The sequence below is a fragment of the Stenotrophomonas sp. 71799_Sma genome, from assembly GCF_056482505.1.
In genome coordinates this window covers 1,704,341-1,729,960 of record NZ_CM151202.1, presented here as the reverse complement: position 1 = coordinate 1,729,960, position 25,620 = coordinate 1,704,341, and the positions used below count along the sequence as shown (strand labels likewise).

19 protein-coding genes and 1 tRNA gene are annotated in these 25,620 nt (G+C 64.5%); 12 read left to right on the top strand and 8 right to left on the bottom strand.

Annotated elements, in window-relative coordinates; all coding sequences use genetic code 11:
- Window positions 1–114 precede the first annotated feature (114 nt).
- Window positions 115–2,787, top strand: coding sequence for a pyruvate dehydrogenase (acetyl-transferring), homodimeric type (aceE, locus tag ACZK4Z_RS08055; protein ID WP_478451340.1), 2,673 nt, complete (start codon window positions 115–117; stop codon window positions 2,785–2,787).
- A gap of 51 nt (window positions 2,788–2,838) precedes the next feature.
- Here the strand turns inward: aceE and ACZK4Z_RS08050 are convergent, their stop codons facing one another.
- Complete coding sequence (locus tag ACZK4Z_RS08050; protein ID WP_121503747.1) at window positions 2,839–3,321, bottom strand: LuxR family transcriptional regulator; 483 nt, start codon at window positions 3,319–3,321, stop codon at window positions 2,839–2,841.
- Between the two features lie 189 nt (window positions 3,322–3,510).
- Between ACZK4Z_RS08050 and ACZK4Z_RS08045 the strand changes: the two genes are divergently transcribed.
- From ACZK4Z_RS08045 to ACZK4Z_RS08030, 4 genes are all read left to right on the top strand, one after another.
- Entirely contained in the window at window positions 3,511–4,740 is a 1,230-nt protein-coding gene (locus ACZK4Z_RS08045; protein WP_478451339.1) for an MFS transporter, read from the top strand.
- A complete protein-coding gene (locus ACZK4Z_RS08040) occupies window positions 4,737–5,894 on the top strand; it encodes an ROK family protein (protein WP_125895295.1) in 1,158 nt (385 codons plus the stop codon). The genes ACZK4Z_RS08045 and ACZK4Z_RS08040 overlap by 4 nt, the downstream gene beginning before the upstream one ends.
- Window positions 5,895–5,980: 86 nt before the next feature.
- Window positions 5,981–8,476: a TonB-dependent receptor gene (locus ACZK4Z_RS08035; RefSeq protein ID WP_478451338.1), complete on the top strand. Its 2,496-nt coding sequence runs from the start codon at window positions 5,981–5,983 to the stop codon at window positions 8,474–8,476.
- Window positions 8,476–9,582, top strand: a complete 1,107-nt coding sequence (locus ACZK4Z_RS08030; RefSeq protein ID WP_478451337.1) for a YdcF family protein — start codon at window positions 8,476–8,478, stop codon at window positions 9,580–9,582. The genes ACZK4Z_RS08035 and ACZK4Z_RS08030 overlap by 1 nt, the downstream gene beginning before the upstream one ends.
- 17 nt (window positions 9,583–9,599) lie before the next feature.
- On the opposite strand, the gene fauA is transcribed toward ACZK4Z_RS08030, so the two are convergent.
- A complete protein-coding gene (gene fauA, locus ACZK4Z_RS08025; RefSeq protein WP_478451336.1) occupies window positions 9,600–11,771 on the bottom strand; it encodes a TonB-dependent alcaligin siderophore receptor FauA in 2,172 nt (723 codons plus the stop codon).
- Between the two features lie 111 nt (window positions 11,772–11,882).
- Window positions 11,883–12,821, bottom strand: coding sequence for a helix-turn-helix transcriptional regulator (locus ACZK4Z_RS08020; protein ID WP_049422688.1), 939 nt, complete (start codon window positions 12,819–12,821; stop codon window positions 11,883–11,885).
- Between the two features lie 139 nt (window positions 12,822–12,960).
- Between ACZK4Z_RS08020 and ACZK4Z_RS08015 the strand changes: the two genes are divergently transcribed.
- The 7 genes from ACZK4Z_RS08015 (at window position 12,961) to hxsA (ending at window position 20,408) form a co-directional block, all read left to right on the top strand.
- Window positions 12,961–15,291, top strand: coding sequence for a TonB-dependent receptor (locus tag ACZK4Z_RS08015; RefSeq protein ID WP_478451335.1), 2,331 nt, complete (start codon window positions 12,961–12,963; stop codon window positions 15,289–15,291).
- Window positions 15,292–15,807: 516 nt separating this feature from the next.
- Window positions 15,808–16,149, top strand: coding sequence for a hypothetical protein (locus ACZK4Z_RS08010; protein ID WP_478451334.1), 342 nt, complete (start codon window positions 15,808–15,810; stop codon window positions 16,147–16,149).
- 151 nt (window positions 16,150–16,300) lie between these two features.
- Window positions 16,301–16,678 (top strand): DNA-binding protein, encoded by a 378-nt coding sequence (locus tag ACZK4Z_RS08005; RefSeq protein WP_478451332.1) that lies wholly within the window; start codon window positions 16,301–16,303, stop codon window positions 16,676–16,678.
- Window positions 16,679–16,798: 120 nt separating this feature from the next.
- Complete coding sequence (locus ACZK4Z_RS08000; protein ID WP_478451331.1) at window positions 16,799–17,104, top strand: hypothetical protein; 306 nt, start codon at window positions 16,799–16,801, stop codon at window positions 17,102–17,104.
- 61 nt (window positions 17,105–17,165) lie between these two features.
- Complete coding sequence (gene hxsB, locus ACZK4Z_RS07995) at window positions 17,166–18,587, top strand: His-Xaa-Ser system radical SAM maturase HxsB (RefSeq protein WP_478451330.1); 1,422 nt, start codon at window positions 17,166–17,168, stop codon at window positions 18,585–18,587.
- Complete coding sequence (gene hxsC, locus ACZK4Z_RS07990) at window positions 18,574–19,761, top strand: His-Xaa-Ser system radical SAM maturase HxsC (protein WP_197616351.1); 1,188 nt, start codon at window positions 18,574–18,576, stop codon at window positions 19,759–19,761. The genes hxsB and hxsC overlap by 14 nt, the downstream gene beginning before the upstream one ends.
- Window positions 19,746–20,408, top strand: coding sequence for a His-Xaa-Ser repeat protein HxsA (hxsA, locus tag ACZK4Z_RS07985; protein ID WP_197616349.1), 663 nt, complete (start codon window positions 19,746–19,748; stop codon window positions 20,406–20,408). The genes hxsC and hxsA overlap by 16 nt, the downstream gene beginning before the upstream one ends.
- 183 nt (window positions 20,409–20,591) lie before the next feature.
- Here hxsA and ACZK4Z_RS07980 read toward each other — a convergent pair.
- The 5 genes from ACZK4Z_RS07980 to recA all read right to left on the bottom strand — a co-directional run bounded on the left by ACZK4Z_RS07980 (window position 20,592) and on the right by recA (window position 25,511).
- A tRNA-Ser gene (locus tag ACZK4Z_RS07980) sits at window positions 20,592–20,684 on the bottom strand.
- 78 nt (window positions 20,685–20,762) lie between these two features.
- Window positions 20,763–20,966, bottom strand: a complete 204-nt coding sequence (csrA, locus tag ACZK4Z_RS07975; protein ID WP_004152909.1) for a carbon storage regulator CsrA — start codon at window positions 20,964–20,966, stop codon at window positions 20,763–20,765.
- A gap of 147 nt (window positions 20,967–21,113) precedes the next feature.
- Window positions 21,114–23,762: an alanine--tRNA ligase gene (alaS, locus tag ACZK4Z_RS07970; protein ID WP_478451329.1), complete on the bottom strand. Its 2,649-nt coding sequence runs from the start codon at window positions 23,760–23,762 to the stop codon at window positions 21,114–21,116.
- Window positions 23,763–23,871: 109 nt separating this feature from the next.
- Window positions 23,872–24,363 carry a recombination regulator RecX gene (gene recX, locus ACZK4Z_RS07965; RefSeq protein WP_014036760.1) on the bottom strand — a complete coding sequence of 164 codons (492 nt, stop codon included), beginning with the start codon at window positions 24,361–24,363 and terminating at the stop codon, window positions 23,872–23,874.
- Window positions 24,364–24,473: 110 nt separating this feature from the next.
- The gene (recA, locus tag ACZK4Z_RS07960; protein WP_049449560.1) at window positions 24,474–25,511 is read right to left on the bottom strand and encodes a recombinase RecA; all 1,038 of its coding nucleotides are present in this window, start codon (window positions 25,509–25,511) and stop codon (window positions 24,474–24,476) included.
- Between the last annotated feature and the right edge of the window lie 109 nt (window positions 25,512–25,620).

The following is a 25,620-nucleotide window of genomic DNA, read 5'->3' as shown; positions in this document are numbered from 1 at the left end:
CCACGGTCGCCCTTCGCGTCACGGCCCCGCCGTTGCGACCCCGCTCCAGTGCTGTGCGCCCTGCCGGTGTTGTCGCCCAGGCAGAAGTCCGACCGGCGCCCTCTGGAGACAGTCATGAACCAAGCCCTGATCCCCTTCGATACCGACCCGCTGGAAACCCGCGAGTGGCGTGAATCGCTGGAGGCGGTGATGCAGGCCGGTGGCCGGCCGCGCGCGCACTACCTGATCGACCAGCTGAGCGAGCTGGACGCCCAGCAGCATGGCGACCTGCATACCCGTGCCTGGACCGCCTACGTCAACACCATCCCGCCCGAGCGCCAGCCGGCCTACCCGGGTGACCTGGCCATCGAGCGCCGCCTGAACGCGATGATCCGCTGGAATGCGATGGTGATGGTGCTGCGTGCCGGAAAGCATTCCAACGTCGGCGGCCACATCGCCACCTACCAGTCGGCGGCAGTGCTGTACGACGTGGGTTTCGATCATTTCTTCCGAGGCCGCACCGACACCTTCGACGGCGACATGATCTACATCCAGGGTCATTCAGCGCCAGGCATCTACGGACGCGCCTATGTGGAAGGCCGCATCGATCCGGCGCGGATGGACAACTTCCGCCGCGAAGCGGGCCGCGAAGGTCTGTCCTCGTATCCGCACCCTCGCCTGATGCCGGAGTTCTGGCAGTTCCCCACCGTGTCGATGGGGCTGGGGCCGCTGACCGCCGCCTACCAGGCGCGCTACATGCGTTACCTCGAGTATCGCGGTCTGAAAGAACACCAGGGCCGCAAGGTCTGGGCCTTCCTCGGCGACGGCGAGATGGATCAGCCCGAATCGCTGGCGGCAATTTCCCTGGCCGGTCGCGAGCGGCTGGACAACATCGTGTTCGTGGTCAACTGCAACCTGCAGCGCCTGGACGGTCCGGTGCGCGGCAACGCCAAGGTCATCCAGGAACTGGAAGGCACCTTCCGCGCGGCCGGCTGGAACGTGATCAAGCTGATCTGGGGCAGCGGCTGGGACGACCTGCTCGCCCGCGACCACAGCGGCCTGCTGCGCCAGCGCATGATGGAATGCGTGGACGGCGACTACCAGACCTTCAAGTCGCAGAACGGTGCCTACGTACGCGAGCACTTCTTCGGCCGTTACCCCGAACTGCTGGAGCTGGTCGCGCACATGAGCGACGACGACATCTGGGCGCTGGCGCGTGGTGGCCATGATCCGCAGAAGGTGTTCGCTGCCTATCAGCAAGCAGTGAACACCAGCGGCCGGCCCACCGTGATCCTGGCCAAGACGGTCAAGGGTTTCGGCATGGGTGAAGCCGGTGAAGGCCAGAACATCAACCACCAGCTGAAGAAGATGAGCGCCGACGCGGTGCGCGCCTTCCGTGACCGCTTCAACCTGCCGGTCAGCGACGACCAGCTGGAGGACATGCCGTACCTGCGCCCGGAACCGGGCAGCGCCGAAGCCATCTACTTCGCCGAGCGCCGCCGCATCCAGGGCGGGCAACTGCCCGCGCGCCTGGCCAAGGTCGATCCGCTGCCGCTGCCGCCGCTGTCGATCTTCAACACCCAGCTGCAGGGCAGCGGCGATCGCGGCCAATCCACCACCATGGGCTTCGTGCGCATCCTCACCAGCCTGCTGAAGGACGCGGAGCTGGGCAAGCTGGTCATTCCGATCGTGCCCGATGAATCGCGCACCTTCGGCATGGAAGGCCTGTTCCGCCAGATCGGCATTCACTCCTACCTGGGCCAGCTGTATACCCCGCAGGATGCCGGCCAGCTGAGCTACTACAAGGAAGCGAAGGACGGCCAGATCCTGCAGGAAGGCATCAACGAATCCGGTGCGATCTGTTCGTGGATCGCCGCCGGTACCGCCTACAGCAACCACGGGCTGGCGACGATTCCGTTCTACATCTTCTATTCGATGTTCGGCCTGCAACGCGTCGGCGACCTGGCCTGGGCCGCCGCCGATGCGCGCACCCGCGGCTTCCTGCTCGGCGCCACCTCCGGCCGCACCACGCTGATGGGCGAAGGCCTGCAGCACGATGACGGCCACAGCCACGTGCTGTCGTCGGTGATCCCGAGCTGCGTGTCCTACGACCCGACCTACAACTACGAGCTGGCGGTGATCATCCACGACGGCCTGCGCCGCATGTACGTCGAGCAGGAAGACATCTACTACTACATCACCGTGCTCAACGAGAACTACCCGCAGCCGGCACTCCCCGAGGGCGCCGAGGCTGGGATCCTGAAGGGCCTGTACCTGCTGCACCCGGCGGCCACCGACAGCGACTCGCAGCCACGCGTGCAGCTGATGGGCAGCGGTTCGATCCTGCGCGAAGTGGGAGCCGCGGCAGAACTGCTGCAGCAGGACTTCGGCATCGCCAGCGATGTGTGGAGCGCGACCAGCCTGACCGAACTGCGCCGCGATGGCCTGGCCGCCGAGCGCTGGAACCTGCTGCATCCGGCCGAGGAGCCCCGCGTGCCCTACCTGCAGCAGTGCCTGCAGGGCCATGAAGGCCCGGTGGTGGTGGCCACCGACTACATGAAGATCGTCGGCGACCAGATCCGTCCCTTCATCAACGACCGCCGCTTCACCGCGCTCGGCACCGATGGCTTCGGGCGCTCCGACACGCGTGAGTCGCTGCGCACGTTCTTCGAAGTGGATCGCCACTTCATCGTGCTGGCCGCCCTGAAGTCGCTGGCCGACGAAGGCCGCATCGAGCGCGCGCGGATGCAGGACGCCATCGACAAGTACGGCATCGACACCGGCAAGCGCGACCCGGCTGCGGTGTAAGGCTGCTGCATTCACCACGCCCGTTCTACGGGCGTGGTGCCGGCGGCAACGCTAGGGCATTCGCTTGAACAGATTGGTCTGCAGGATCGGCGTACCGTCGTGGCCGTAGAACGCCTTGGTCTCGGTCATCGTCGAGCGGTCGGCCGCGACGGTATAGATACGGGTGGAGGCCGGCGTGCCGTGGTCCACCAGCTGCATCACCAGCGTGTTCGGCGCCGGCAGTTTCAGGTTCGCCTTGTCCGCACCGTAGGTGCCTGACAGGGCGCCCGGCGTGCCATCCAAGGCCAGCGTGCCGTCGGATTTCATGGTCTTGCCGTCGTGCAGGACGATGTCCACATGTGAACTCCAACGCCCCGCACCGGCGTCCTTGAACTCCAGCACCACCTGCTTCGGGCGCTGCGCCTCGGGCAACGCAGACGTAGCGATATCCAGCGACCAGCGCCCCAACAGCGGTGAAGGAGACGCCTCCACTGCCAGCGCCGGAACGGCGGGGAATGAAAGCGCAGACAACAACACAGCGGACAACAGCTTCATACGTTGCTCCATTCGGCGAAGAAGGCTCTGCGTGAGGCGTTGTGGGGCGCAGCACGGTCAATGCTGCTCGCCCACGGCGTGTGCTGCAAGCCACTCGCTGAATGGCCGACCTCGCACCATGTCAGACCGCTGTCACACAGGGGTAGTAGAACGATCCCGGATCTCCGGCCTCCTCCCCCAAAAACAGCGTTGAACGCGCAGCCCTCGCCACGGCACCTCTATGCCGCCGGCCACTTCGCCCGCACTCTGGTCTGGTCGTTCGTGGACCTGGCACTCGGCTTCTACCTGCACGCGCGGCTGGGACTGTCGGCTGCCCACACCGGCCAGCTGCTGGCGATCTCCCTGGCCTACAGCAGCGTTCTCGACCTGCTGCTGGCCGCCGTATTCACCCGCCTTCGCAACCAGCAGCGCCTCGCCTTGCGCCTGCAGCTGGTCGGCGGCCTCGGTACCGCGGCCAGCGCCTGCCTGCTGTTCAGCCCGGGCACCGCGACCGAGCCCGCCTTCCTGCCGCTGCTGGCCGCCTCGCTGTTGTTCCGTACCTGCTACGCGGTTTACGACGTGGCCCAGAATGCATTGACTTCGCTGTTGCCCCGCGACGAGAACGAGGCCATGCGCTACGTTTCCGCTCGCGCGGTAGTGGTACCGATCTCCAAGCTGTGCATCGCTGCAGCACTGTTCGGCGTGGTCGGTGCACCTGCATCCGCAGGCAGTGGCAGCGCGCTGCTGATCTGCATGATCATCGGCATCCTGATCGCGGCCGCCGCGCTTCCCCTGGCCTGCGTCGCCACGCCCGCACAGCCCGCCACAACCAGCAGGCCCGTTGCCGGCGCCCTGCCGCTGCCGGCACTGCTGCCGGTTCTGCTGGCCGCGGCGGCGGAGACCGCGTTGGTTGGCCTGGCCGGGCGTCTGTTCCCCTTCGCCGAACATGGGGCAGCACTGACCTTCGCGATGGTGGCTGGCATGGTGGTCGCGCCTTGGCTCGATCTGCGCCTGCGCCCCCCGCTGTGCAGCGAGACAGGCCTGATCGCGCTGATGTCGGTGCTGGTCATCGCTGCCGTCTGCGTTTACCAGGCCAAGCCCTCCCTGCCTGTAGCGATTGCGTGTGCCGCTGTCCATGGGGCGGCGGTAGCCAGTGTCGGCCTGGTGCTGTGGCGGCGCACCGCGCTGATCGCCCGTCGCCATGCCGCCCGCAGCGGGCGCGAGGATGACCTTAGCTGTTTTGCGCTGCTCACTGGAACCATGAAACTGTCCATTGCCGCCTCCTCATTGCTGCTGGGCCAGCTGCTGCCCGGCATACAGGCCGGTGATCCGGGCACCTCTGCCGCACTGGTCTCGCTGGTTGCCGTCGGCAGTCTGCTGTCGCTGGCCGCATTGGCCTGGCCGGTCGCGCTGCCACGTACCGAGGGCCTGCACCCATGAACCTGGCTCCCACATCGCGGTTGCGCCGCAAACCGCTGATCGCGCTGGATGCCGACCACAAGCGCATCATCTGGCTGTTGCGCACGATGGGCGCCGTTCCCCGCATCACCATTGCCCACCAGCTGGGCATGCACAACGGCGCGTTGACCCGCCTGGCGCGTGAACTGCTGATGCTGGAGGTGATCGAGGAACAGGGGCAACTGTCCGATGGCCAGCGCGGCCGACCCTCGGTGCCACTGGCGCTGTCCGGGCGGGGCGGCTATGCCGCCGGTGCCACGGTACATCCCGGTTGGCTGGAGATCGCGCTGGTGGATTTTGCCGGCCAGGTCATCGCCCGCGATGCAACCGCATTCGACAGCGCAGATCCCTACGACTTCGTGCACGCAGTGGACCAGCGCCTGCGCAGCCTTACCAGCCGCACCGGGCTCATGCGCGCGCGCTTCCTGGGCCTCGGCGTGGCGGTTCCCGGGCCCGTGGTCGAAACCGGGCCGGCACGCAGGCACGCGGTGGACTGGCTGCACGGTTGGCGCGATATCGACAACGACCAGTTCTTCGAAGACTACTTCGGTTTCCCGGTCTGGGTGGAGAACGATGCGACCCTGGCGGCGCTGGCGGAGTACTACGACAGCGGACTGATCCGCGACTGCGCGTCGGCGCTGTTGCTGTATGTCGGCCACGGCGTGGGCGGTGGCGTGATCCATCGACGTGATGTGATGCGCGGTGAGTTCGGCAATGCCGGGGATATCGGTCGCCTGTTCCGCATGGACGCGCCGCGCCCCTCGGGCATCGACCTGCTGGCCACGCTGCGCGACGCCGGCGCCGGCATTCCTTCACTGTTCGAACTGGAGTCCTGCCTGGAAACCCATGCCGGCATCATCAATGCCTGGGCAGAACGTGCGGGCAACCAGCTGGGCGTGGCGGCCAATACCGGTGTGGCATGGCTCGATCCTGGCGCCGTGATCCTGTCCGGCTCACTGCCGAGGCAGGTGCTGGAAGTGTTGGGGCAACACCTGCAGCAACCGGCACGCTGGAGCAGTGCGCTGGACAGCCTGCGCCTGCCACAGGTGCATGTGTCACGGCTGGGAGGATCCGCGGTATCGGTGGGCGCGGCGCTGCTGCCGATCCATCAGCTGGGCGCCGACGCCATCGCTTAATTGTTTATTTCCGCTGAAGTAAACAATTCCGTCATCGCCCGGACCTACCGTGCAGCGGTCCCCCTTCCCTGCATGGCCGCCCTCCGATGAACATCAGCCCCCTGGTCCTGGGCATCTCCCTGGCCCTGATCTCCCTGCACGGCAGCGCGTCTGCGCAGGACGCCCCCGTCCAGAACAAGGACAGCGCCGATGCCGCAACACTTGATGCGGTGGTGGTCACCGGCGCGGCACGCACCCAGCGTCGCTTCGATGCGTCCTTCGCCGTCAATTCACTCAGCCGCGAAGACGTGCAGAAGCTCGCACCGAAAAGCTACGCCGACCTGCTCGGCTCGGTTCCCGGCATCCATGTCGAGGCCACCGGCGGCGAGGTGCAGAACATCACCCGGCTGCGCGGCATTCCCACCGATCGTGGCTTCATCGCCTTCCAGCAGGACGGCCTGCCGCTCTACCAGGAGCTGGATGGCCACTTCTTCAATTCCGGCGACGGCATGAACCGGTTCGACGTGATGAACCAGCGGGTGGAGATCGTGCGCGGCGGGCCGGCGCCGATCTATGCCAGCAGCGGCGGCGCCATCGTCAACAACATCCTGGCCGAGGGCTCGGAAGAGACCCACGGCAAGGCGCAGCTGACCATCGGCGATACCGGGCTGTACCGCGGCGAGATGTACCAGTCCGGCGCGCTGGGCAAGGACACCTTCTACGCCGTCGGTGGCTTCCTGCGCCAGCACGACGGCTACCGCGACAACGGCTTCCCGAACGACAAGGGCGGCCAGATCCGCGGCAACATCAAGCACTACTTCGACGACACCAGCTGGTTCAAGGTCAGCGGAACCTTCGTTGACGACCACAATACGTTCTACCTGCCGATCCCGGTCGCCGACCCTCGCAATCCCAGCGTCCCGCTGGATCCCTACATCGACTACTTCGACGGCACCCTGAACTCGCCCTCGCTGCGCAGTGTCAACCTGAAGTACCTCGATGGCGGCGGTGTCCTGCAGGGCATGAACCGCGATCTGGCCGATGGCCGCCACATGCGCTTCGGCAACATCGGCTTCCAATACGAGAACACCGCCACCGACTGGACCCTGTCGCTGAAATCCGGCTACACCAAGGGCCGCAATACCTTCGACGCGCTGTACTCGACCACCAATCCGGTCGACGCACGCAACTTCGCCAACGGCTATCTGGGCGCGGCCCGTACCGCCTTCGGTGCGGGTGTCGCGCGGATGGGCTACGCGCTGGCCGGTAGCAACGGCGCCACTGCCTACGATCCCTACGCCGATTCCGGCCTGGTGATCTCGGCCCAGTACCGCGCTGCTGATTCTGACTTCTACTCCGGTCAGGCCGATTTCAGTGCGACGCGGCTGTTTGAAACGGCCTGGGGCAACCACGATCTGAACATCGGCGCGTACACCGCCTTCTTCGGCACCACGTCCTTCAGCCTGTACCAGGACATGCTGATGGAGATGCGCGGCAAGCCACGCCTGCTTGATCTGGTGGCCTACGGTAACGATGGCGCCCCACTGGGCTATGTCACCGACAAGGGCACGCTGCGTTACACCACCACCCTCAATCGCGGCAAGGTCGATGCCCGCATGTTCGCGGTGTATGCCAATGACACCTGGGCACTGACGGATCGCTTCAAGCTTGATGCCGGCATCCGCCATGAACGCTACCGCTACGAAGGCTATGCGGAGCAGACCGCCCAGGTCGACCTCGGCGATCGCAGCACACTGGCCGACAACACCACACGCCGGTTCACCGGCGTCGTCCAGAACCATCGCCTGAATCCGTCCGCCACCAACTGGACGGTCGGTGCGAACTTCGACTTCACCCCTGCAGTGGGCGCCTACGCCCGCGTGTCGCACATGGAGATCGTTCCCAACTCGTCGGTGGCGCGCTCGATCGATCCGACCATCGTGCAGACCCAGCTGGACCAGTACGAGCTGGGCCTGAAGGCGGCTTTTGGCCGGTCCTACCTGTACCTGACCGCGTTCTACACGAAGTTCGATCCACTCAACGCGTCCTTCGTTGCCTTCAATCCGACGACCGGCCGCAATGACCAGTCGGTGCCCTTCATCGGTACCGCCGTCTCCAAGGGCATCGAACTGGATGGCCTGTTCCGGCCGCTGGACTGGTTCAGCATCGCCGGTTCGATCACGGTCAGCGATCCGCAGTACGACAGCCTGCAGAACGATTCCGGTGCCGATCCGGCGGCGGTCAATGGCAAGCAGATCGTTCGCGAACCCAAGCTCTACGGCAGCCTGCGACCGACTTTCAGTTTCCAGCACGGCCAGGACCAGTTCGAGACCTGGCTGCGCTATGACGTAGTCGGCAAGTCCTACGTCGATCTGTTCAACCAGACAGCGCTGCCTGCCTACCAGACCCTGGGCCTGGGCGTTTCATGGAAGCGCGGCAACTGGGGCGCACAGCTGGTGGGCGACAACCTGACCAATGAAAAGGGGCTCACCGAGGGCAACACCCGCACCGACGCCCTGGCCGGACAGGGTTCGGCCGAGGCAATCTATGGACGGCCGCTGTTCGGCCGCAACGTCCGCCTGATGGTCAGCAGGAGCTGGTGATGCACCGACGATTGAGCTTGTCCCTCGCCCTGCTGGCCACGGCTGTGCTGCCGCTTGCAGCGGCCGCTGACGACCGTGACAGCGCGGCACTGGCCGGGCGCTTGTTTCCAACCCTCGTGCAGCTGAAGCACGACGCACTGCCCGCCCCTGCGCGCGCCCTCATGGTCGAACGCACGCAGCGCATGACTGGCTGCCGGACGGCGGCCTGCACACTCGAGGCCGCGCGCTGGACGCCGGCGCAGGCCGATCTGCTGGCCACCACGGTTCCGGCGCGCGCCGATGCCATCGAAAGAGAGCTGGCGGGCCTCAACAACATTCTCTCCGTCTATGGCCAGGGCCAGCCGCCCCGCTACGACGCCATCGACGGCCCGGTCGGCGCGGCAGGCAGCACGCGACTGGCCGGAGTTGTTGCCATTGCCATGCAGATGAGCGAAGTGGACGCCGGCGCGGCCTACACCGCATTCGATCGCAGCATCGCCGTGGCGGTGGGCCTGCTTGATGCCAATGACCGCCTCGATGCGATCCGCTTCGAGCCCCTCAACGCGGGAATGAACGCCGCGCCATTCGCGCGCGCGCGGCAGTTCGATTGGAATGCGCATCCGTACACAGCGATCATCGTGCTGGGCCAGGGACCGGACGAGCTGACCACCCCACTCAGCGCTGGCAGCAAGCTGCGCCTGAAAGCCGCTGCGCAGCGCTATGCGGCGGGCGATGCACCTTTCATCATCGTCTCCGGTGGCGCCGTGCATCCACGCGGCACCCGAAGCGTCGAAGCCGTGCAGATGCGCGAAGCGCTGATCGCGCGCTTTGGCATTCCCGCAGAGGCGATCCTCATCGAGCCCTATGCCCGCCACACCACCACCAACCTGCGCAACGCAGCCCGGTTGCTGGCGGCCCTGCAGGCACCGCCACGGCAACCGGCACTGGTGGTCAGCAGTCCATCGCATATCGATTCGGTCGCCAGCAACGGGTTCAATGAGCGCAACCGTCGTGAGCTGGGCTACGTTCCCGGCAAGGTCGGTTCACGCATTTCGCCGTACGCGATCACGTTCGTGCCAGCGCCCGAATCACTTCGCATCGACCCGATGGATCCATTGGACCCCTGAAAGGCGCGACGTCATCCTCAGTAGCCGACCTTCAGCGTGAACATCACGTTTCGCGGTGCACCGTACCAGCCCTGGTTGTAGAAGCCGATCTGCGAGTAATAGTGGCGGTCGAACAGATTGTTGATGTTGACCGCCGCCGACACGTTGGAACTGAACTGGTAGCGCGCCATCAGGTTCACCAGTGCGTAGCTGGGCTGCTCCACGGGCACACGGCGATTCCCTGGCGCGGTGGCGGTCTGGTACATGCGGTTCTGCCAGTCAACGCCACCGCCGATCGTCAGCCGGTCCCAGGCACCCGGCAGCCGCCAGGTGGTGAACAGCTTGAACAGGCTGCGCGGCTTGGCGGTGTTGATCGCCCGTCCCTGTGCATCCTGCGCGATGAAGGTGGTGAAGCTGGTACCCAGGCTCCAGCCCGGTAGCGGCTCGCCGGCCAGCTCCAGTTCCAGGCCATCCACGGTTGCGCCCTTCACCGCACGGTAGGCCGCCTGCGTGCTGCCTTCGACCAGACCACCAGTGGCCTCGGCCAGGTTGTCCTGCTGGGTGCGGAACAGCGCGGCCGAAGCATTCAAACGCTCCTGCAGCCAGCTGCCCTTGAGGCCCAGCTCATAGCTGCGGCCACTGACCGGATCGAGGATCTGCCCGGATTCATTGCGGTTGTTCTGCGGCTTGAAGATGCCGGTGTAGCTAGCGTACACGCTGCTGTAGCTGTTGAGGTCCCAGACCACGCCGGCATACGGTACGAACTCGTTGCGGTAGCGGTACTTCCGCTTGGTGCCAAAGTAGACCTGGTCGGTCTCCCAGTTGCTCATGCGGCCACCGACGATCACGTGCAGCGGATCGGCCAGTGACAACCGCGCCACCGCGTAGGCACCGCTCTGATGGTTGTCCAGATCGTCGGCCTGGGTCTTGCTGCTGGCCCACGTCGGCTCCGGCGTGCCCGGCCCGTGCCAGTCCAGATAGCTGGCCAGCGGCGGCAGCGGCGCCAGCGCGCGGTACTGCCCCAGCGCGATTTCATCGCGTGAGCGCGACCAGCCGATGGACGCAGTGTGCTGGCGGCCGAACAGCTGGAACGGACCGGACAGGCTGGCACTGATCGCTTCTCGGCGCACCGGACCGTCGTAGCGGGTGAAGCTGTTGCCATTGGGCATGGCGCCGGTAACCGGATCGGGGTAGCCACCGCGATAGAGATGCTTCATTTCCATGTCGGTATGCGAGCGGCTGTAGGACACGCGCGCCTGCCAGTCGTTGCCGAAACGATGGTTGAAGTCGAAGAAGCCATTGCGGGTGTCGGTGGTCATCCGTGCCCACGGCGCGGTGGCTGATACCGAGCGGTCGAAACGGGTGCGCGTGCCATCGGCGTTGAACAGCGCGAAGCCGCTGCCGAAGCCACGGTTGTCGTTGCCTTGGTAGGAGATGCCGGCGATCAACCCGGTGTCCTCGCCCAAGTCCACGCTGACCACGCCGTAGAGCGTCTTCGCCGTACTGTCCAGGCCAGCGGTGTAGCTGTCGCCCTCTGCCTGCGCGGCCACCAGGCGACCACGCACACGCCCTTCCCGGCTCAGCGGGCTGGACACATCCGCCCACGCGCGCCGTGCGTCCCAGCTGCCGAGGCTGATGCCACCACTGGCAGCGAACTCGCGCAGCGGGCGCTTGCGCACGTAGTTCACTGCCGCCGAGGGATTGCCGGCGCCGGTCATCAGGCCGTTGGCGCCGCGCACGATCTCGATGCGGTCATACACCACCATGTCCAGGTTGTTCTCGCCGAAATTCCACGGCGACAGCACCGGCATCACCACGCCATCGAACTGGTAGTTGTCGATGTCGAAGCCGCGTGCGGAGAACGAGTAGCGGTTGGCGTCGCTGCGCGTGAGCGAGATGCCAGGTGCGGTCGCCAAGGCATCGGCGGTGCTGAGCAGGCCACGGTCCTCGATCTGCTGGCGGGTGACCACGCTGACGGATTGCGGGGTCTGCCGCGAGGTCAGCGACAGTCCGGTCGCCGTGCCCATCGAGTCGGTGGTGTAGGAACGCGACGTTTCGGTGCTGCCATCGAGGTCGGCCGTGACCTGCACGGTTGGAAGCTGGGAAGGCGTTACGGACGGAGTGCGTTCGGCGGCGTGGGCAGCGTTGAACAGCGCCAGGGTCGTGCCGATGGCGCTAGCCAGGGCACACGGGCGGAAACAGGCAGGCATGGGAGATCCAGCGGGAAGGAAAGGCTGGATGAGAATTATTGTCATTTGAGCGTGAGCGCACGTATGCGCGGACGCAGCAGGCGTATGCGCACTGCCGACGATGGTCCGGACTCAGCGAAGCTCGCTGGGCGCGATGCCGTAGCGCGCGCGGAATGCGGTCGCGAAATTGGTGGCGTGCCGGTAGCCGACGAAATGTGCGGCCTGCTGCACGCTGCAGCCCTGCCGCAGCTGCTCGCAGGCCAACTGCAGGCGCCGCTCGCGCAGCCAGGCGAACACCGAACACCGGTGCACCTGCTGGAACTTCAGCCGCAGGCTGCTCGGGCTCATGCAGGCCAGGCGCGCCAGATCCTCCAGGCTGTGGTCAGCCGCAGGTGATGCCTGCAGGCAGTCGATCACCCGTTGCAGCATGCGGCGATCACGTGCTGAAACACGCTGGTCCGGCGATGCCTCCTGGGCAGGCGCACCCAACGCCATCGCCAGCATCTGCAGGCCCACACCCTCGCACAGCAGCGCATGCATTGCGCCCTGCCAGGTCCCCGACAGCAACTGTTCGGCGGCATGTTCAAGATGCGCGGGTACCTGCCAGCTGTGCAGCCGCCGGCGACCATGGCGATGCGCCTGCAACAGCAGTTCGCTGATCACCGGATCATCCATCTCGGCCGGTGCATCCAGCGAGACATTCAGACTGCGCATCCGTTGACCGGCCGGATGAATCGCAGTCATCGGCGTGGCATCGGCCAACACCATCGCGCCGGCGCCGCGGTTCATGCCGATCACAGCCTGCCCTTCCAGGCGTGCTCCGGCACGACCTTCCAGCATCACGATCGCAGCGAACGGCGGGGGTGCCTCCGAAGTCGCCTCGAACGGCTGATGCGCGACCACGTCCGACAGCGCCAGGCTGATGCCAGGGCGCAAGCAGCGCTGTTCCACCCTGCCCTCGACCACGCACAGCGCGCCCGAATCGGCGGCGGACGCGAGTGCTGGCAGCCGATAGCGGAAACCACTGCTGCGGCCCAAGCGGTCCAGGTCGGCGAGGGTGAGGCTGTGCATGGTGCGCCCGTGAAAAATCACCCGCCATTCTCATATGAGAACCGTTCTCATATCCAGCCCTGGTGGCAAGGCCCAATCCGCCCTTGTCGATACAAATAGTTACGTTATAACATTTCACATCAACTTCACGGATCGTGTCATGCGCCGCCATCTCCTTGCTGCAGCCATTCTGTTCGTCGTCCACACCGCCCAGGCCGCGGACGAACCCACCCTCCCCACCCTCCAGGTCCAGGCCTCCCAACCCTCGCGCATCGACAGCCGGGTCACCGTCGACAATCCGCAGGCGCAGAACCGCACCCTCGGCGGCCTGCTCGAACACGTCTCCGGTGTGCAGAGCAGCGCCTTCGGGCCAAACGCGGGCGCTCCGGTCATCCGCAGCCTCAGCGGCAACCGTGTGCAGATCCTGCAGGACGGCCAATCGATTCTGGGCATGAACGCGATCAGCGGTGACATCAACATCCCGTTCGATCCGCTGTTCGTGCGCAGCGTCACCGTCAACAAGTCCTCCGACACCGTGCGCTATGGGGGCAATGCGATCGGCGGCAGCGTGGAGATCGACTCGGGCCTGATCTCGCGCAGCATGGAAGACAGGGATCAGTCGATGGAACTGGTCCTGCGCAAGGGCTTCAACGCGGCCGACGCGCAGGGCTTCCGCATGAACTTCAACAATCAGCGCAACATCTCCACCAATCTGCAGGTGTCGCGGCAGCGCATCTCGCACTACGACATCCCCGGCAACAGCAAGGCCAGCGTCTGCAACACCGGGCTGTTCCCGGCAGGCGGGGGCGTCAACTCGGCACTGGCCGACGCCTGCCAGAAAGAGGCGCGCGTCCAGCAGATCTACAACAAGGCCTCGCAGCCATACATCGACCAGTTCATGACCGAGAACCCGGACTGGGCCGATGGTGATTTCTCGTTCTACACCAACAATCCGACATCGGTCTGGCAGCGCCGTACCTACGTCAATCCGGTCAACCCGGCCTACGTCGCAGGCACGCCTTCATACGTGCAGAAGCAGATCAACAACGATGTGACTCCCGATTACCACCACCGGCTGGGCAACAGCTATGCACGCAATTCGCAGGTGGCCTTCGGTTCGACGCTGTTCTTCGACCGCGGTTACGTCGGTGTCAGCATTGATGCCAAGGACAGCGAGTACGGCGTTCCAGGCTTCTCGATGCAGAACCTGTCGTTCGGTTCCAACTATGCCGATGGCCTGCCGGTGGGCGTGGTGATCAAGCAACAGCGCTACGCGCTGGAAGCCCTGCTGCGTGATCCACTGCCGTGGTTCGAGCGCGCGGAACTCCGTGTTTCCAAGCTGGACAACACCTCAGGCGAGCGGCTGGGCGCCACCAAGGCCAACGACTACGATTTCGAGAGCACCCAGGCCGAGCTGCTGCTCAGCCATCAACGCATCGGCCCGCTCAGCGGCCTGCTCGGTTTCAGCCATCAGTCGCGTGATGTCACCGGCAGCGGCTCGCAGCGCTACCTGCCGGACGTGGACACCCGCAGCAATGCGGTGTTCCTGAAGGAAACGCTGGATTTCGGCTGGGCCACCTTCGACGCAGGCATGCGCCACGAGCGTGTGGATCACGAATTGCAGCCCAGCCGCTTCAAGACCGCGCGCAATGCCGCCAACACCAAACTGCAGGACCGCGACTACCGGCTCAACAGCTACAGCCTGGGTTCGTATGTCGAGCTGGGGCCGATGTTCGCGGCCAAGGTTCGCTACTCGTCTTCGCAACGTGCCCCGGAGATCAACGAGCTGTATGCCAGCAACGCGCACTACTCGGTGATGACCCAGGAAGAAGGCAACCAGAACCTGGAACCGGAACGCGCGAAGAACCTGGAGCTGACCGGCCTGTTCCACCTCGGTGGTTTCGAACTGTCGGCCACCGCGTACCGGATGAAGTACGAGAATTATCTCTACCTCGGCTACTCCGGCCTGCAGACCGCTAACCGCCTGCCGCTGAAGTACTGGAAGCAGACCGACACCACGGTGAAGGGCTTCGAGATCGATGCGTCGCAGGCATTGGACCTGGGCCGCTATGGCACGTTGAACGTCTCCGCCTTCGCCGACCTGGTGAAGAACAAGGCCGACCACCCCGATTCGCTGCGTGCCCACAACGACGGCGAGTACCTGCCGAACATGCCGACCAACCGTTACGGCGCCAACCTGCAGTGGCAGCGCGAAGGCTGGAAGGCACAACTGTCCAGCACCTACTACGACACGCAGAAGTACCTCGGCCGCAACGTCAGTGAGGAAGTGCCGCTGGATGCATTCAACCTGGTCGACCTGCAGGTCAGCCGCGAACTGCCGGTACGCAACAGCTACATCGCCGGCGTGGAGGTGTTCGTCAACGGCAGCAACCTGCTCAATGAAGAAGCACGGCCGCACAATTCGCCGTTGAAGTACATCGCACCGTTGCCCGGGCGGGGCTTCCAGGTGGGTGTGACGGTGAAGCTCTGAGTAAAGCCTGGGAAAAAGGCAAACCTGCAGGTGCGCCCCTGCAGGCGCCCGGCGCCATGGTCTGCTTGGTTGCGCCCCGAACCCGTGTTGATCCAACATCGGCCGGAATTTTCCTGCGCGGTACCCGCCACGCATGTGGCCCGCGCATGCCAGGCCAAACGTGCCCAACCGCCATCGATGAATTTTCCTGACGAAGGAATGCCACGCAACGAATCTACAGCACATAAAGCTCGGCCAACTTTCGCCGATATCTTCTGCTATAGATGCCTAAAGGGTGCCATGCTTCGACTGATATGCGCAGTATCACTGCTACTCTTGGGGTTGGGCGGTTGTGTACGAGAGCTGCTCAATAGCAACTATCTCATCGCTCTATCAGTAATGATGATAGCTATTGTTGCGGCCATCGGAGTGCTTTTATCGCAAAAGATGGTTGTAAATTCCACAACAGCTTAATTTTGCGTCCTTATCTCGGTCGCGGCCATCTACCACGACCATCGAGCTTTCAACACCGATCTCATGCAAGCCCAATCGGCGGCCACCGTCTTCCTAATCGCCGCCAGACCTGTATATGGATGCGACTACCAAGAGACCTCAAGGCTGCAGTCCTCCGCATTGCAGGCCTGTGCTGTAGGACCGTACGGTGATCTCGGATCGGCCACGCAAGCCTTCGGCAGCGCGATGTACTTTGGTCCGGTAAGCGGCACAATTGTCAGCGGCCGCGATGCACTCATCGGCGGCGCGGCGGCTCCCCCAACTTGTGAAAAAGTCATAAAAGAACTGCATTCGCGTTGCCAAGGCGCCATGGATGGATTTGACAGGAAGCTTCTGCAGTTTCTTCTTGAAGCCGCCGATAGGTGATCGACGCACATCTATCGACCCGCCATCAACAAGGATCCTTGGTTAGCGATAGATTTTCTCGGGCTCTGATTCACCTTCGAAAAACGGGCCCGCGTCCACATCGAACTCCATTTGGAATTACGCTAAAGCCCTCGGTGCTCGGATCAAAGAGATGACTATCGATGTCAGCGGCCTGTCGGCAAAAGAACTCAAAACCCTGATCGCTCACGCAGAAGAGCAGCAAACCAAGGCGTTGACTCGGCCCAAGGCTAGTGCCATGCGAGCCAAGATCAACCAGTACGTCAAAGACCACGTTTACACAATGGAAGAGCTGTACGGAGTGCTTTCAAATCCAGCCGCTGGAACGGTTAAAAAACCGGCCGACCGGAAACCGGTGAAGTCGGCCGGCAGCAAGGTGCCCCCCCCCCTGAGTACCGCAATCCGGCCAAATCTAGCAAAACCTAGCTCGGCCGCGTGCGCCAACCGAGGTGGCTGGCTGCGCTGGTCCAAAAGGGTAAAGAACTCAGTGAGTTTCTCATCAAGTAGTTGACAGCGTCGGGTTCCCAGCGCACTAATGGTAGGGTTGAGTCGAGGGAGAGCTTCGACTTCTGGCGACTTGCAACATGGGCTGCTCAGGAGCAAAGTTCACTCATCCAGGGGGGGATGAGCAATGGAACGCTCGCAATTCATTATCGATCGCGCACTGTATTCGGACGACGTGGCGGCTCGGGCCGCGCATCGCTATACCGGTCAGCTTGGTATCGAGGTGCGCAGCCAAGGCGCCAACCTCACCGTTGGCTTTTGGTCTCTGGACGGCTCTCAGTTGCCAGAGGACCTCTGGGCCCAGTTTTCCCGAGACTTGCTGGACGAGCGCCTGCGGGCGGCTGTCCGAGCGGAGACGAGCGGGCTGCAGCAGGAGCTGCTTCGCGCAGCGCTTAACCAGGCACAGCCGGTGATGCCCCATGTCTCGGTTTAGGCCCGCTGAGGCTTTCGCCGCCCCAGCGGACTACCAACTGTTGCCTCTGCGGTTCCGGCGCTTGCCGTGGGATCACGATCGGGCTTTTGTCTCGTCGATGGCCGGCGACTGGCTCTTGATGAAGATGGAGGACGTCCAGCGCCTAGTGACCCACCAGTTGCCGACCGAGTCCGCCCTTTTTGCGGATTTGGAAGCCCGGCACCTGGCCGTTGCCGGGACCGACCGAAGCAGCTTGGCTCCCCTGCTTAGCCAAATCCGTAGCCGAAAGTCCTACCTGATGGGAGGACCTGCTCTCCACATTTTCGTGGTTTCCCTGCGTTGCCACCACACCTGCAACTATTGCCAAGTTTCGAGACAGGAGACGAGCGCCACGGCGTTCGACATGGAAAGTGCGCACGTCGAACAGGCGGTGGAACGGCTGTTCGAATGGCCGAGCCAAGACCTGACGATCGAATTCCAAGGGGGTGAACCCCTGCTCAATTTTGAGCAAGTGAAGGCCATCACCCGGCTGATCGTCGAACGCAACCGGTCCGCTGGGCGAACCCTGCGCTTCGTCCTGGCTTCGACGCTGCATGACCTCACCAACGACCAACTGGCGTTTCTGGCCGAGCACCGCTTCAAGCTCTCCACCTCGCTGGACGGTCCCGAATGGCTTCACAACGCCAACCGTCCCCGGCCCGGCCGCGACAGCTACCGGCGGACTGTGGAGGGGATTGAACGCGGACGCCGTTGGCTGGGAGACGATGGCGTCTCGGCGCTGACGACGTTGACCCGCCAGAGCCTCGAGGTTCCTGAGGCCATCATCGACGAATATCGGAAGCTAGGTTTCCACAGCATTTCCTTGCGTCCTTTGAGCCCCTACGGGTTCGCCACCAAGACTGCTCGCCGCACCGGCTACCCCACGGAAGACTTCCTCGCCTTCTACCGGCGCGCCTTCGACCACTTGCTGTCGGTGAACCTGGCGGGCTACGCCATGGAAGAGTCCTACGCGTCTCTCCTCCTCTCCCAGCTCTTCACGTCCTTCGGGCACGGCTATGTCGATCTCCGATCGCCCTCCGGAGCCGGGTTGGGTGCCGTCATTTACGACCATGATGGGCGGGTCTATCCGTCGGATGAGGCACGCATGCTGGCCGCCATGGGGGACGGTGCCTTTGCCTTGGGCCACGTCAGCCAACCGGTCGGCCAATGGCTGTCCTCGCCTGCCATGGCCCGCTTGCTGGACGCCGGCGTCGCCGAGGCCCTGCCCACGTGCTCCGACTGCGCGTTTGTGCCGATGTGCGGGGCCGATCCGATCGAGCACTACGCCCGCCAAGGGGATCCCATCGGCCATCGGCCCAGCAGCGACTTTTGCCGGCGGAACATGGGGCTCTTTGATTTCCTTCTGGAGCGCTACGAAAAAGCCAACCGCCACGTCCAAGGGCTGATGCGCTCTTGGGCTGTCCCGAAGCCATCGGTTGGGGCCGCCGTCCATGCTGCCGCTTGAAGCCAGAGCCGAGCTGGCGCCATCGGCAAAAGCCGGCCTGCTAAAGGTAGTATCTCTGGCAGAGTTCGCCCAATCAGCGCTTCCCTTGGAGCGTCTGGCGCTGGACCTACGGGACGTCCCAGCGGGGCACTTCAGCAGTGACCTGCTGAACCTGCCATGGGGTGCAGTCTTGCCCTCACGCGGGTTGCGCTCTCCCGGTGAAGCTCCTCTCGTCCGCCTGGAAGGTCCGCCTGGTGTTTGCAAGCCTGGGGATGTGGTGGAGCTCAATCCCCTGCAGAAGAAGGTGGCGATCCGATATCGGCGCGGAGACACCGGTAATGTTTTGTTCGCGACCGAGCGCTGCAACAGCTACTGCCTTATGTGCTCTCAGCCGCCCCGAGACGTTCAAGACGATTGGCGGGTGAGGCACCTCTTGGACCTGATCGACCTCATCGATCCGGGCGAACCTTCGCTGGCAATCAGCGGCGGGGAACCGACCCTGCTGGGCGACGGGTTGGTCAACGTGGTGGCCAAATGCGCGCACATGCTGCCCAACACCCACCTGCACATCCTGTCCAATGGCCGATTGCGTGAGCCTGGCCTGCATGCCAAATTTGCAGGGCTCCATCCCAACCTGAGCTGGGGCATTCCGCTTTACGGCGACCGCTATGCTCTGCACGACTACGTCGTGCAGAGCGAGGGTGCTTTCGCTCAGACCCTTCGTGGGCTTTATGCATTGGAAGCCGCCCAGCAGCGGGTGGAGATCCGAGTCGTGTTGGTCAAGCCAACGGTCGAGCGGCTGGTACAACTGGCCCGCTACATCTGGCGGAACCTACCCTTCGTCGAACACGTCGCACTGATGGGCATCGAGCCCATCGGGTTTGCCAAAGCACATCAGCGTGAGCTTTGGGCCGATCCTGCGGACTACGGTGACGTCCTGTCCGAAGCGGTGGGGCTGCTGGCCGAGGGTGGAATTCCGGTCTCGCTCTACAACCTGCCCCTGTGTGCGTTGGACCGATCCCTTTGGCCCTACGCCGTGCAGAGCATTTCGCCTTGGAAGAACGACTACCTGCCCGCCTGTGACGGCTGCTCGGTTCGGCAGCGGTGCGGCGGCTTCTTCTCGTGGGTCACACCGGCTTGGACCAGCCGGTCCATTTCTCCCATCCTGGAAACCGGATCATGTCCAACACACTGATGATCGTCGGCGCCGCCACCTTGGGAGCCTTGGGTACGGAGCCGCCCAAGGGCCAGTCCGATCTTTCCAGGCTCTCCGAGATAGACGGGAAATACGCGACCGTCCTGAGCACGTCTTTGAATGCCGGCCGGCACAACCTGTATGCAGGGCACCGCAGCCACAGCTCACATCGCTCACACAGTTCCCATCGCTCCCATTCGTCCGGCTCGGGAAGCTCGTATCGCTCCTATACCCCGCCACCAGCCACTTACAGCCCACCGCCCACCCGTTACACCGCGCCTGCGGCACCGACGGCTCCCGCAGCTCCCCGGACCAGCGGTAATGGCGGCAGCAGTTTGAGTAGTTACCCAAGCCAGAACTTGCAGCCGACCACCCGAGCAAATTCACTGTCCACGAACGATCTGACCTTGGAACCGAGCACTTACGACAAGCCAGTTAAGGAGGGACGGGACGCCGACGCGCTCAAGCTGCTGATCATGCGCGTGCAGGCGGCGCTCTATTCCAGGGGCTACGACCCAGGCGCCATCGATGGAGTTCTTACCCCCGAAACCCAATCGGCATTGAGGATGTTCCAACTGGCCCACGGCATTCGGGTGACAGGAACGATGACAACCCCGACTCTGGACGCCCTCGGCGTGCGGCTCTAACCACGATCAGTAAAAGTGAGACCTCGGCTGCAGCTGGAACGCGATCTTCTGTAGCCTGCATGCGACATCAGCTCATAGGCGATGTCAACGCGCGCAGGTCGCCACCGTCTCGCATGACGGACTATCCAAGGTGGCAAAGAAAAACGCCTGCAGATCGAGGATCTGCAGGCGCTTCTTTGTATCTGGCGGAGTGAGAGGGATTCGAACCCTCGATAGAGCTTTTGACCCTATACTCCCTTAGCAGGGGAGCCCCTTCGGCCACTCGGGCATCACTCCGGGGTTTTCTCCGCGTCTGGTGCGTTGCACCTCAGCGGGGCGTGAATCATAACGTTAATCGAGTGCGAAGGTAAAGCGTTATTCGGCAGAATTTTCGCTACCGGTGCCACCGGCTTCATCACCACGCTGGATGCGCTGGTAGATCTCTTCGCGATGCACAGCGACGTCCTTCGGCGCGGTGATGCCGATACGCACCTGGTTACCCTTGACGCCAAGCACGGTGACGCTCACCGAGTCTCCGATCATCAGGGTTTCGCCGACGCGGCGAGTCAGGATCAACATTTTTGTAAGTCTCCATGGAACCGTGTGGAAGGGTATCCCCCACCGGCTTGACGCTCCGTCAAGAAGCGCTACCACGACAAAGGGAAAAGATTCGCAATGGTACCGTCAGCCGTCCCGCTCCTACAAGGAGGGGGACGGCCAGGTTCATCACAGGCGGGGGCTGACCCATTCGACGACTGCAGCCAGCGCAGTGGCAAGGGCGGGCCCGTCCTCGCCACCACCCTGGGCGAGGTCCGGGCGTCCGCCGCCCTTGCCCCCGATCTGACCGGCGATATGGGACAACAGTTCCCCGGCCTTGACCTTGCCCATTGCGCTGCCGTTCACACCCGCGACCAGGGCGGCCTTGCCGTCCTGGGCGCCGGCCAGCACGATCACCGCATCGCCCAGCTGCTGCTTCAGGCGGTCCATGGCGTCACGCAGGGCCTTGGCATCGAAGCCCTCCAGGCGGGCAGCCAGCACCTTCACGCCGGCAACCTCGACGGCCTGGCCGGACAGGTCGGCGGTAGCACCGGCGGCAACCTTGGCCTTCACGGCTTCCAGTTCGCGCTCCAGCTGCTTCTGGCGCTGGCCGAGGGCACGGATCTTCTCGACCACGTCGGCAGCGCTGCCACCGAGCAGGTCGGCGGCTTCGGCCAGGCGGGCCTCTTCGGCGTCCACGTAGTCCAGGGCGCCCTGACCGGTGACCGCTTCGATACGGCGCACGCCAGCGGAGACACCGCCCTCGGAGGTGATCTTGAACAGGCCGATGTCGCCGGTGCGGTTGACGTGGGTACCGCCGCACAGCTCGGTGGAGTAGTCACCCATCTTCAGCACGCGCACGTGTTCGCCGTACTTCTCGCCGAACAGGGCCATCGCGCCGAAGTCCAGCGCTTCCTGCATGCCCATGTTGTGCACTTCGGCAGCGTTGTTGGCACGCACCTGCTGGTTGACCTTGCGCTCGATCACGGCCAGCTCTTCCGCGCTGATCGGCTGGAAGTGCGAGAAGTCGAAGCGCAGGCGATCCGGCGCCACCAGCGAGCCCTTCTGCTGCACGTGGGTGCCGAGCACTTCGCGCAGGGCGGCGTGCAGCAGGTGGGTGGCGGAGTGGTTGAGGATGGTGGCGCCACGGCGCTCGCCATCGACCTGGCCGGACAGCACATCACCGACCTTCAGGCCGCCTTCGGACAGGGTGCCGACGTGGCCATGGAACTGGCCGGCGAACTTCTGGGTGTCTTCTACCGCCAGGCGCACGCCGTTGCCGGTGAGCACGCCGGTGTCGCCGACCTGGCCGCCGGACTCGGCGTAGAACGGGGTCTGGTTGGTGATCACGATGACCGCATCACCGGCATCGGCCGACTGCACCGGACGACCGTCCTTGAGCAGGGCCAGCACGCTCAGGCCGTCGGCCTGCAGGCGGTCATACCCCAGGAACACGGTCGGGCTGAGGGTCGCCACCAGCTCGGCCGGCAGCGTCACGCCGCCACCGAACTTGCCGGCCGCACGCGCGGTCTCGCGCTGCTGCTCCATCGCGGCGTCGAAGCCGGCAATGTCGACGGTCAGGTCGCGCTCGCGGGCAATGTCCTGGGTCAGGTCGAGCGGGAAGCCATAGGTGTCGTACAGGCGGAACGCGTCAACACCCGGGATCACACCATTGCTGGCCTTGCCGGCCACGTCCTCGAAGATCTTCATGCCGGCATCGAGGGTTTCGGCGAAACGCTCTTCCTCGGCCTGCAGCGCACGGGTGACGGTATCCACCGCCGCCGGCAGTTCCGGATAGGCCTCGCCCATCTGCTCGACCAGGGTCGGCACCAGCTTGCTGAAGAACGGCTGGCGCACGCCCAGCATCCAGCCATGGCGCAGGGCGCGGCGGATGATACGGCGCAGCACGTAGCCACGACCTTCGTTGGACGGCAGCACGCCGTCGACGATCAGGAACGAACAGGCACGGATGTGGTCCGCGATCACGCGCAGTGACTTGTTTTCCAGGTCGGCGGTGCCGGTCAGCTCGGACGCCTTGCGGATCAGCGCCTGGAACAGGTCGATCTCATAGTTGGTGTGCACGTGCTGCAGGATCGCCGCCAGGCGCTCCAGGCCCATGCCGGTATCCACGCACGGCGCCGGCAGCGGCACCAGGGTGCCATCCGGCTGGCGGTCGAACTGCATGAACACCAGGTTCCAGATTTCGATGAAGCGGTCGCCGTCCTCATCCGGGGAGCCCGGGGGGCCGCCGGCGATATGGTCACCGTGGTCGTAGAAAATCTCGGTGCAAGGGCCGCACGGACCGGTGTCGGCCATCTGCCAGAAGTTGTCCGAGGCGAACGGTGCGCCCTTGTTGTCGCCGATGCGCACGATGCGCTCTTCCGGCACGCCAACCATGTCGCGCCACAGCGCGTAGGCCTCGTCGTCGGTCTGGTAGACGGTGACCAGCAGGCGCTCGGCCGGCAGCTTCCAGACCTGGGTCAGCAGCTCCCAGGCCCAGGCGATCGCATCCTTCTTGAAGTAGTCGCCGAACGACCAGTTGCCCAGCATTTCGAAGAAGGTGTGGTGGCGTGCGGTGTAGCCGACCTGGTCGAGGTCGTTGTGTTTGCCGCCCGCGCGCAGGCAGCGCTGCACGTCGGCCGCGCGCACGTAGCTGCGCTTCTCCGCGCCAAGGAACACGTCCTTGAACTGCACCATGCCGGAGTTGGTGAACAGCAGGGTCGGATCATTGCCCGGCACCAGCGGCGCCGACGGCACGATGGTGTGGCCTTTGCCCTTGAAGAATTCAAGGAAGTCGCTGCGGATCTGGGAAGTCGTGAATTTGGCGGATGCGTTCATTGGGGGCTGGCAGTCTGCGGGCCGGCGGGCCCGGACCACCGGCCGCGTTGGCCAGGGTCGCGAGGGACCGCCGAAAACCTAAAGGGTATCAGGCCCGGCGCCGCCAGTCTCAGTCATCCGGGTCGTAGCGGGTCGCACGGCGGATGCTGTCGCCGTCGAAGCCCCGTCGGGCCAGCAGATCGGCGGCCTTGCGCCGCTGCGTCAGGTCCTGCGGACCGGCCTCGCCAAAGCGTCGGCGGACCAGATCACGGGCATTTTCCTGCCAGTCGCCTTCGTAGCTGTCCATCGCCGCGGCAATCGCGGCACTGTCCAGGCCGTGAGTGCCCAGCTCGGCGCGGACATGGATCGGCCCATAACCGGTGTTGGCGCGCATCCGCACCAGGTTCTCGGCGAAACGGGTGTCGTCCTGCCAGCCGGCCTCTGTCAACTTGGCCACAGCCGCCTGCGCGGCTTCGTCTTCGATGCCGCGTGCGGTCAGCTTGCGGGTGAGCTCCTTGCGCGAGTGCTCGCGGCGGACCAGCAGGCCCAGCGCTCGTTGCACGGGCGTCTGCTCGCGCGGCCGGCGTTTGCGGCCGGTGGGAATGTCGTCGGCGTCGGACATCGGTACTCCAAGGGTGGCGCCATCCGTGGCGCCCAGCCCATCCCTGGGCGATTCGAACCTGCGGGACAGGGCGACGTCACTGACGGCGCCGCCCTGCCCCACAGCAAGCCTTATTCGTCGTCGCCTTCGTCGTCGCCTTCCTCACGGGTGGCTTCGGTCGGCTGGAACTTCTCGCGCAGCTCGGCTTCAAGCTTGGCAGCGACCGTCGGGTTGTCGCGCAGGTAGCCACGGGCGTTGTCCTTGCCCTGGCCGATACGCTCTTCACCGTAGCTGTACCAGGCGCCGGCCTTCTCGACCAGCTTGGCATCCACACCCATGTCGATCAGCTCGCCCTCGCGGCTGATGCCTTCGCCGTACAGGATCTCGGTGATGACCTGCTTGAACGGAGGCGCCAGCTTGTTCTTGACGACCTTGATCTTGGTCTGGTTGCCAATGATCTCGTCGCCCTTCTTGATCGCGCCGATACGGCGGATGTCCAGGCGCACCGAAGCGTAGAACTTCAGCGCGTTGCCGCCAGTGGTGGTTTCCGGGCTCTGGCCCGGCATCATCACGCCGATCTTCATGCGCAGCTGGTTGATGAAGACCACCAGGGTGTTGGAGCGCTTGATGTTGCCGGTCAGCTTGCGCAGCGCCTGGCTCATCAGGCGGGCCTGCAGGCCCGGCAGCTGGTCGCCCATCTCGCCTTCGATTTCGGCCTTCGGGGTCAGCGCGGCGACCGAGTCGATCACCAGGATGTCCACCGAACCCGAACGGACGAGCATGTCGGCAATTTCCAGCGCCTGCTCGCCGGTATCCGGCTGCGACAGCAGCAGGTCGTCCACGTTCACGCCCAGCTTGGCGGCGTAGATCGGGTCCAGCGCGTGCTCGGCGTCGATGAAGGCCGCGGTGCCGCCCATCTTCTGGCATTCGGCGATGGCCTGCAGGGTCAGCGTGGTCTTGCCCGAGGATTCCGGCCCGTAGATTTCAACGACACGGCCCTTCGGCAGACCGCCAATGCCCAGCGCGATGTCGAGCATCAGCGAACCGGTCGGGATGGCTTCGACGGGCTCGACCACGCGGTCGCCCATGCGCATCACCGAGCCCTTGCCGAACTGCTTTTCGATCTGGCCCAGAGCTGCAGCGAGGGCGCGCTTCTTGTTCTCGTCCATCGGATTGGTCCTTGCAGAGGTCGTGTCGTTGGAGGTGCTGTCTTTGGGGGTCTTCTTTGCCATGGGTTCACTTTAAGTCGGACGTATCGCACAGGCTGAGATTCTGCCC

Coding starts and splice junctions, on each gene's coding strand:
- ACZK4Z_RS08020 (WP_049422688.1), bottom strand. CDS start 12,821: ATGCACAGCCTCACCCTCGCCGACCTGGACCGCTTGGGCCGCAGCAGT.
- ACZK4Z_RS08000 (WP_478451331.1), top strand. CDS start 16,799: ATGGAACGCTCGCAATTCATTATCGATCGCGCACTGTATTCGGACGAC.
- ACZK4Z_RS08010 (WP_478451334.1), top strand. CDS start 15,808: ATGCAAGCCCAATCGGCGGCCACCGTCTTCCTAATCGCCGCCAGACCT.
- hxsA (WP_197616349.1), top strand. CDS start 19,746: ATGTCCAACACACTGATGATCGTCGGCGCCGCCACCTTGGGAGCCTTG.
- recX (WP_014036760.1), bottom strand. CDS start 24,363: ATGTCCGACGCCGACGACATTCCCACCGGCCGCAAACGCCGGCCGCGC.
- recA (WP_049449560.1), bottom strand. CDS start 25,511: ATGGACGAGAACAAGAAGCGCGCCCTCGCTGCAGCTCTGGGCCAGATC.
- hxsC (WP_197616351.1), top strand. CDS start 18,574: ATGCTGCCGCTTGAAGCCAGAGCCGAGCTGGCGCCATCGGCAAAAGCC.
- aceE (WP_478451340.1), top strand. CDS start 115: ATGAACCAAGCCCTGATCCCCTTCGATACCGACCCGCTGGAAACCCGC.
- alaS (WP_478451329.1), bottom strand. CDS start 23,762: ATGAACGCATCCGCCAAATTCACGACTTCCCAGATCCGCAGCGACTTC.
- csrA (WP_004152909.1), bottom strand. CDS start 20,966: ATGTTGATCCTGACTCGCCGCGTCGGCGAAACCCTGATGATCGGAGAC.
- ACZK4Z_RS08005 (WP_478451332.1), top strand. CDS start 16,301: ATGACTATCGATGTCAGCGGCCTGTCGGCAAAAGAACTCAAAACCCTG.
- fauA (WP_478451336.1), bottom strand. CDS start 11,771: ATGCCTGCCTGTTTCCGCCCGTGTGCCCTGGCTAGCGCCATCGGCACG.
- ACZK4Z_RS08030 (WP_478451337.1), top strand. CDS start 8,476: ATGCACCGACGATTGAGCTTGTCCCTCGCCCTGCTGGCCACGGCTGTG.
- ACZK4Z_RS08015 (WP_478451335.1), top strand. CDS start 12,961: ATGCGCCGCCATCTCCTTGCTGCAGCCATTCTGTTCGTCGTCCACACC.
- ACZK4Z_RS08035 (WP_478451338.1), top strand. CDS start 5,981: ATGAACATCAGCCCCCTGGTCCTGGGCATCTCCCTGGCCCTGATCTCC.
- ACZK4Z_RS08050 (WP_121503747.1), bottom strand. CDS start 3,321: ATGAAGCTGTTGTCCGCTGTGTTGTTGTCTGCGCTTTCATTCCCCGCC.
- ACZK4Z_RS08040 (WP_125895295.1), top strand. CDS start 4,737: ATGAACCTGGCTCCCACATCGCGGTTGCGCCGCAAACCGCTGATCGCG.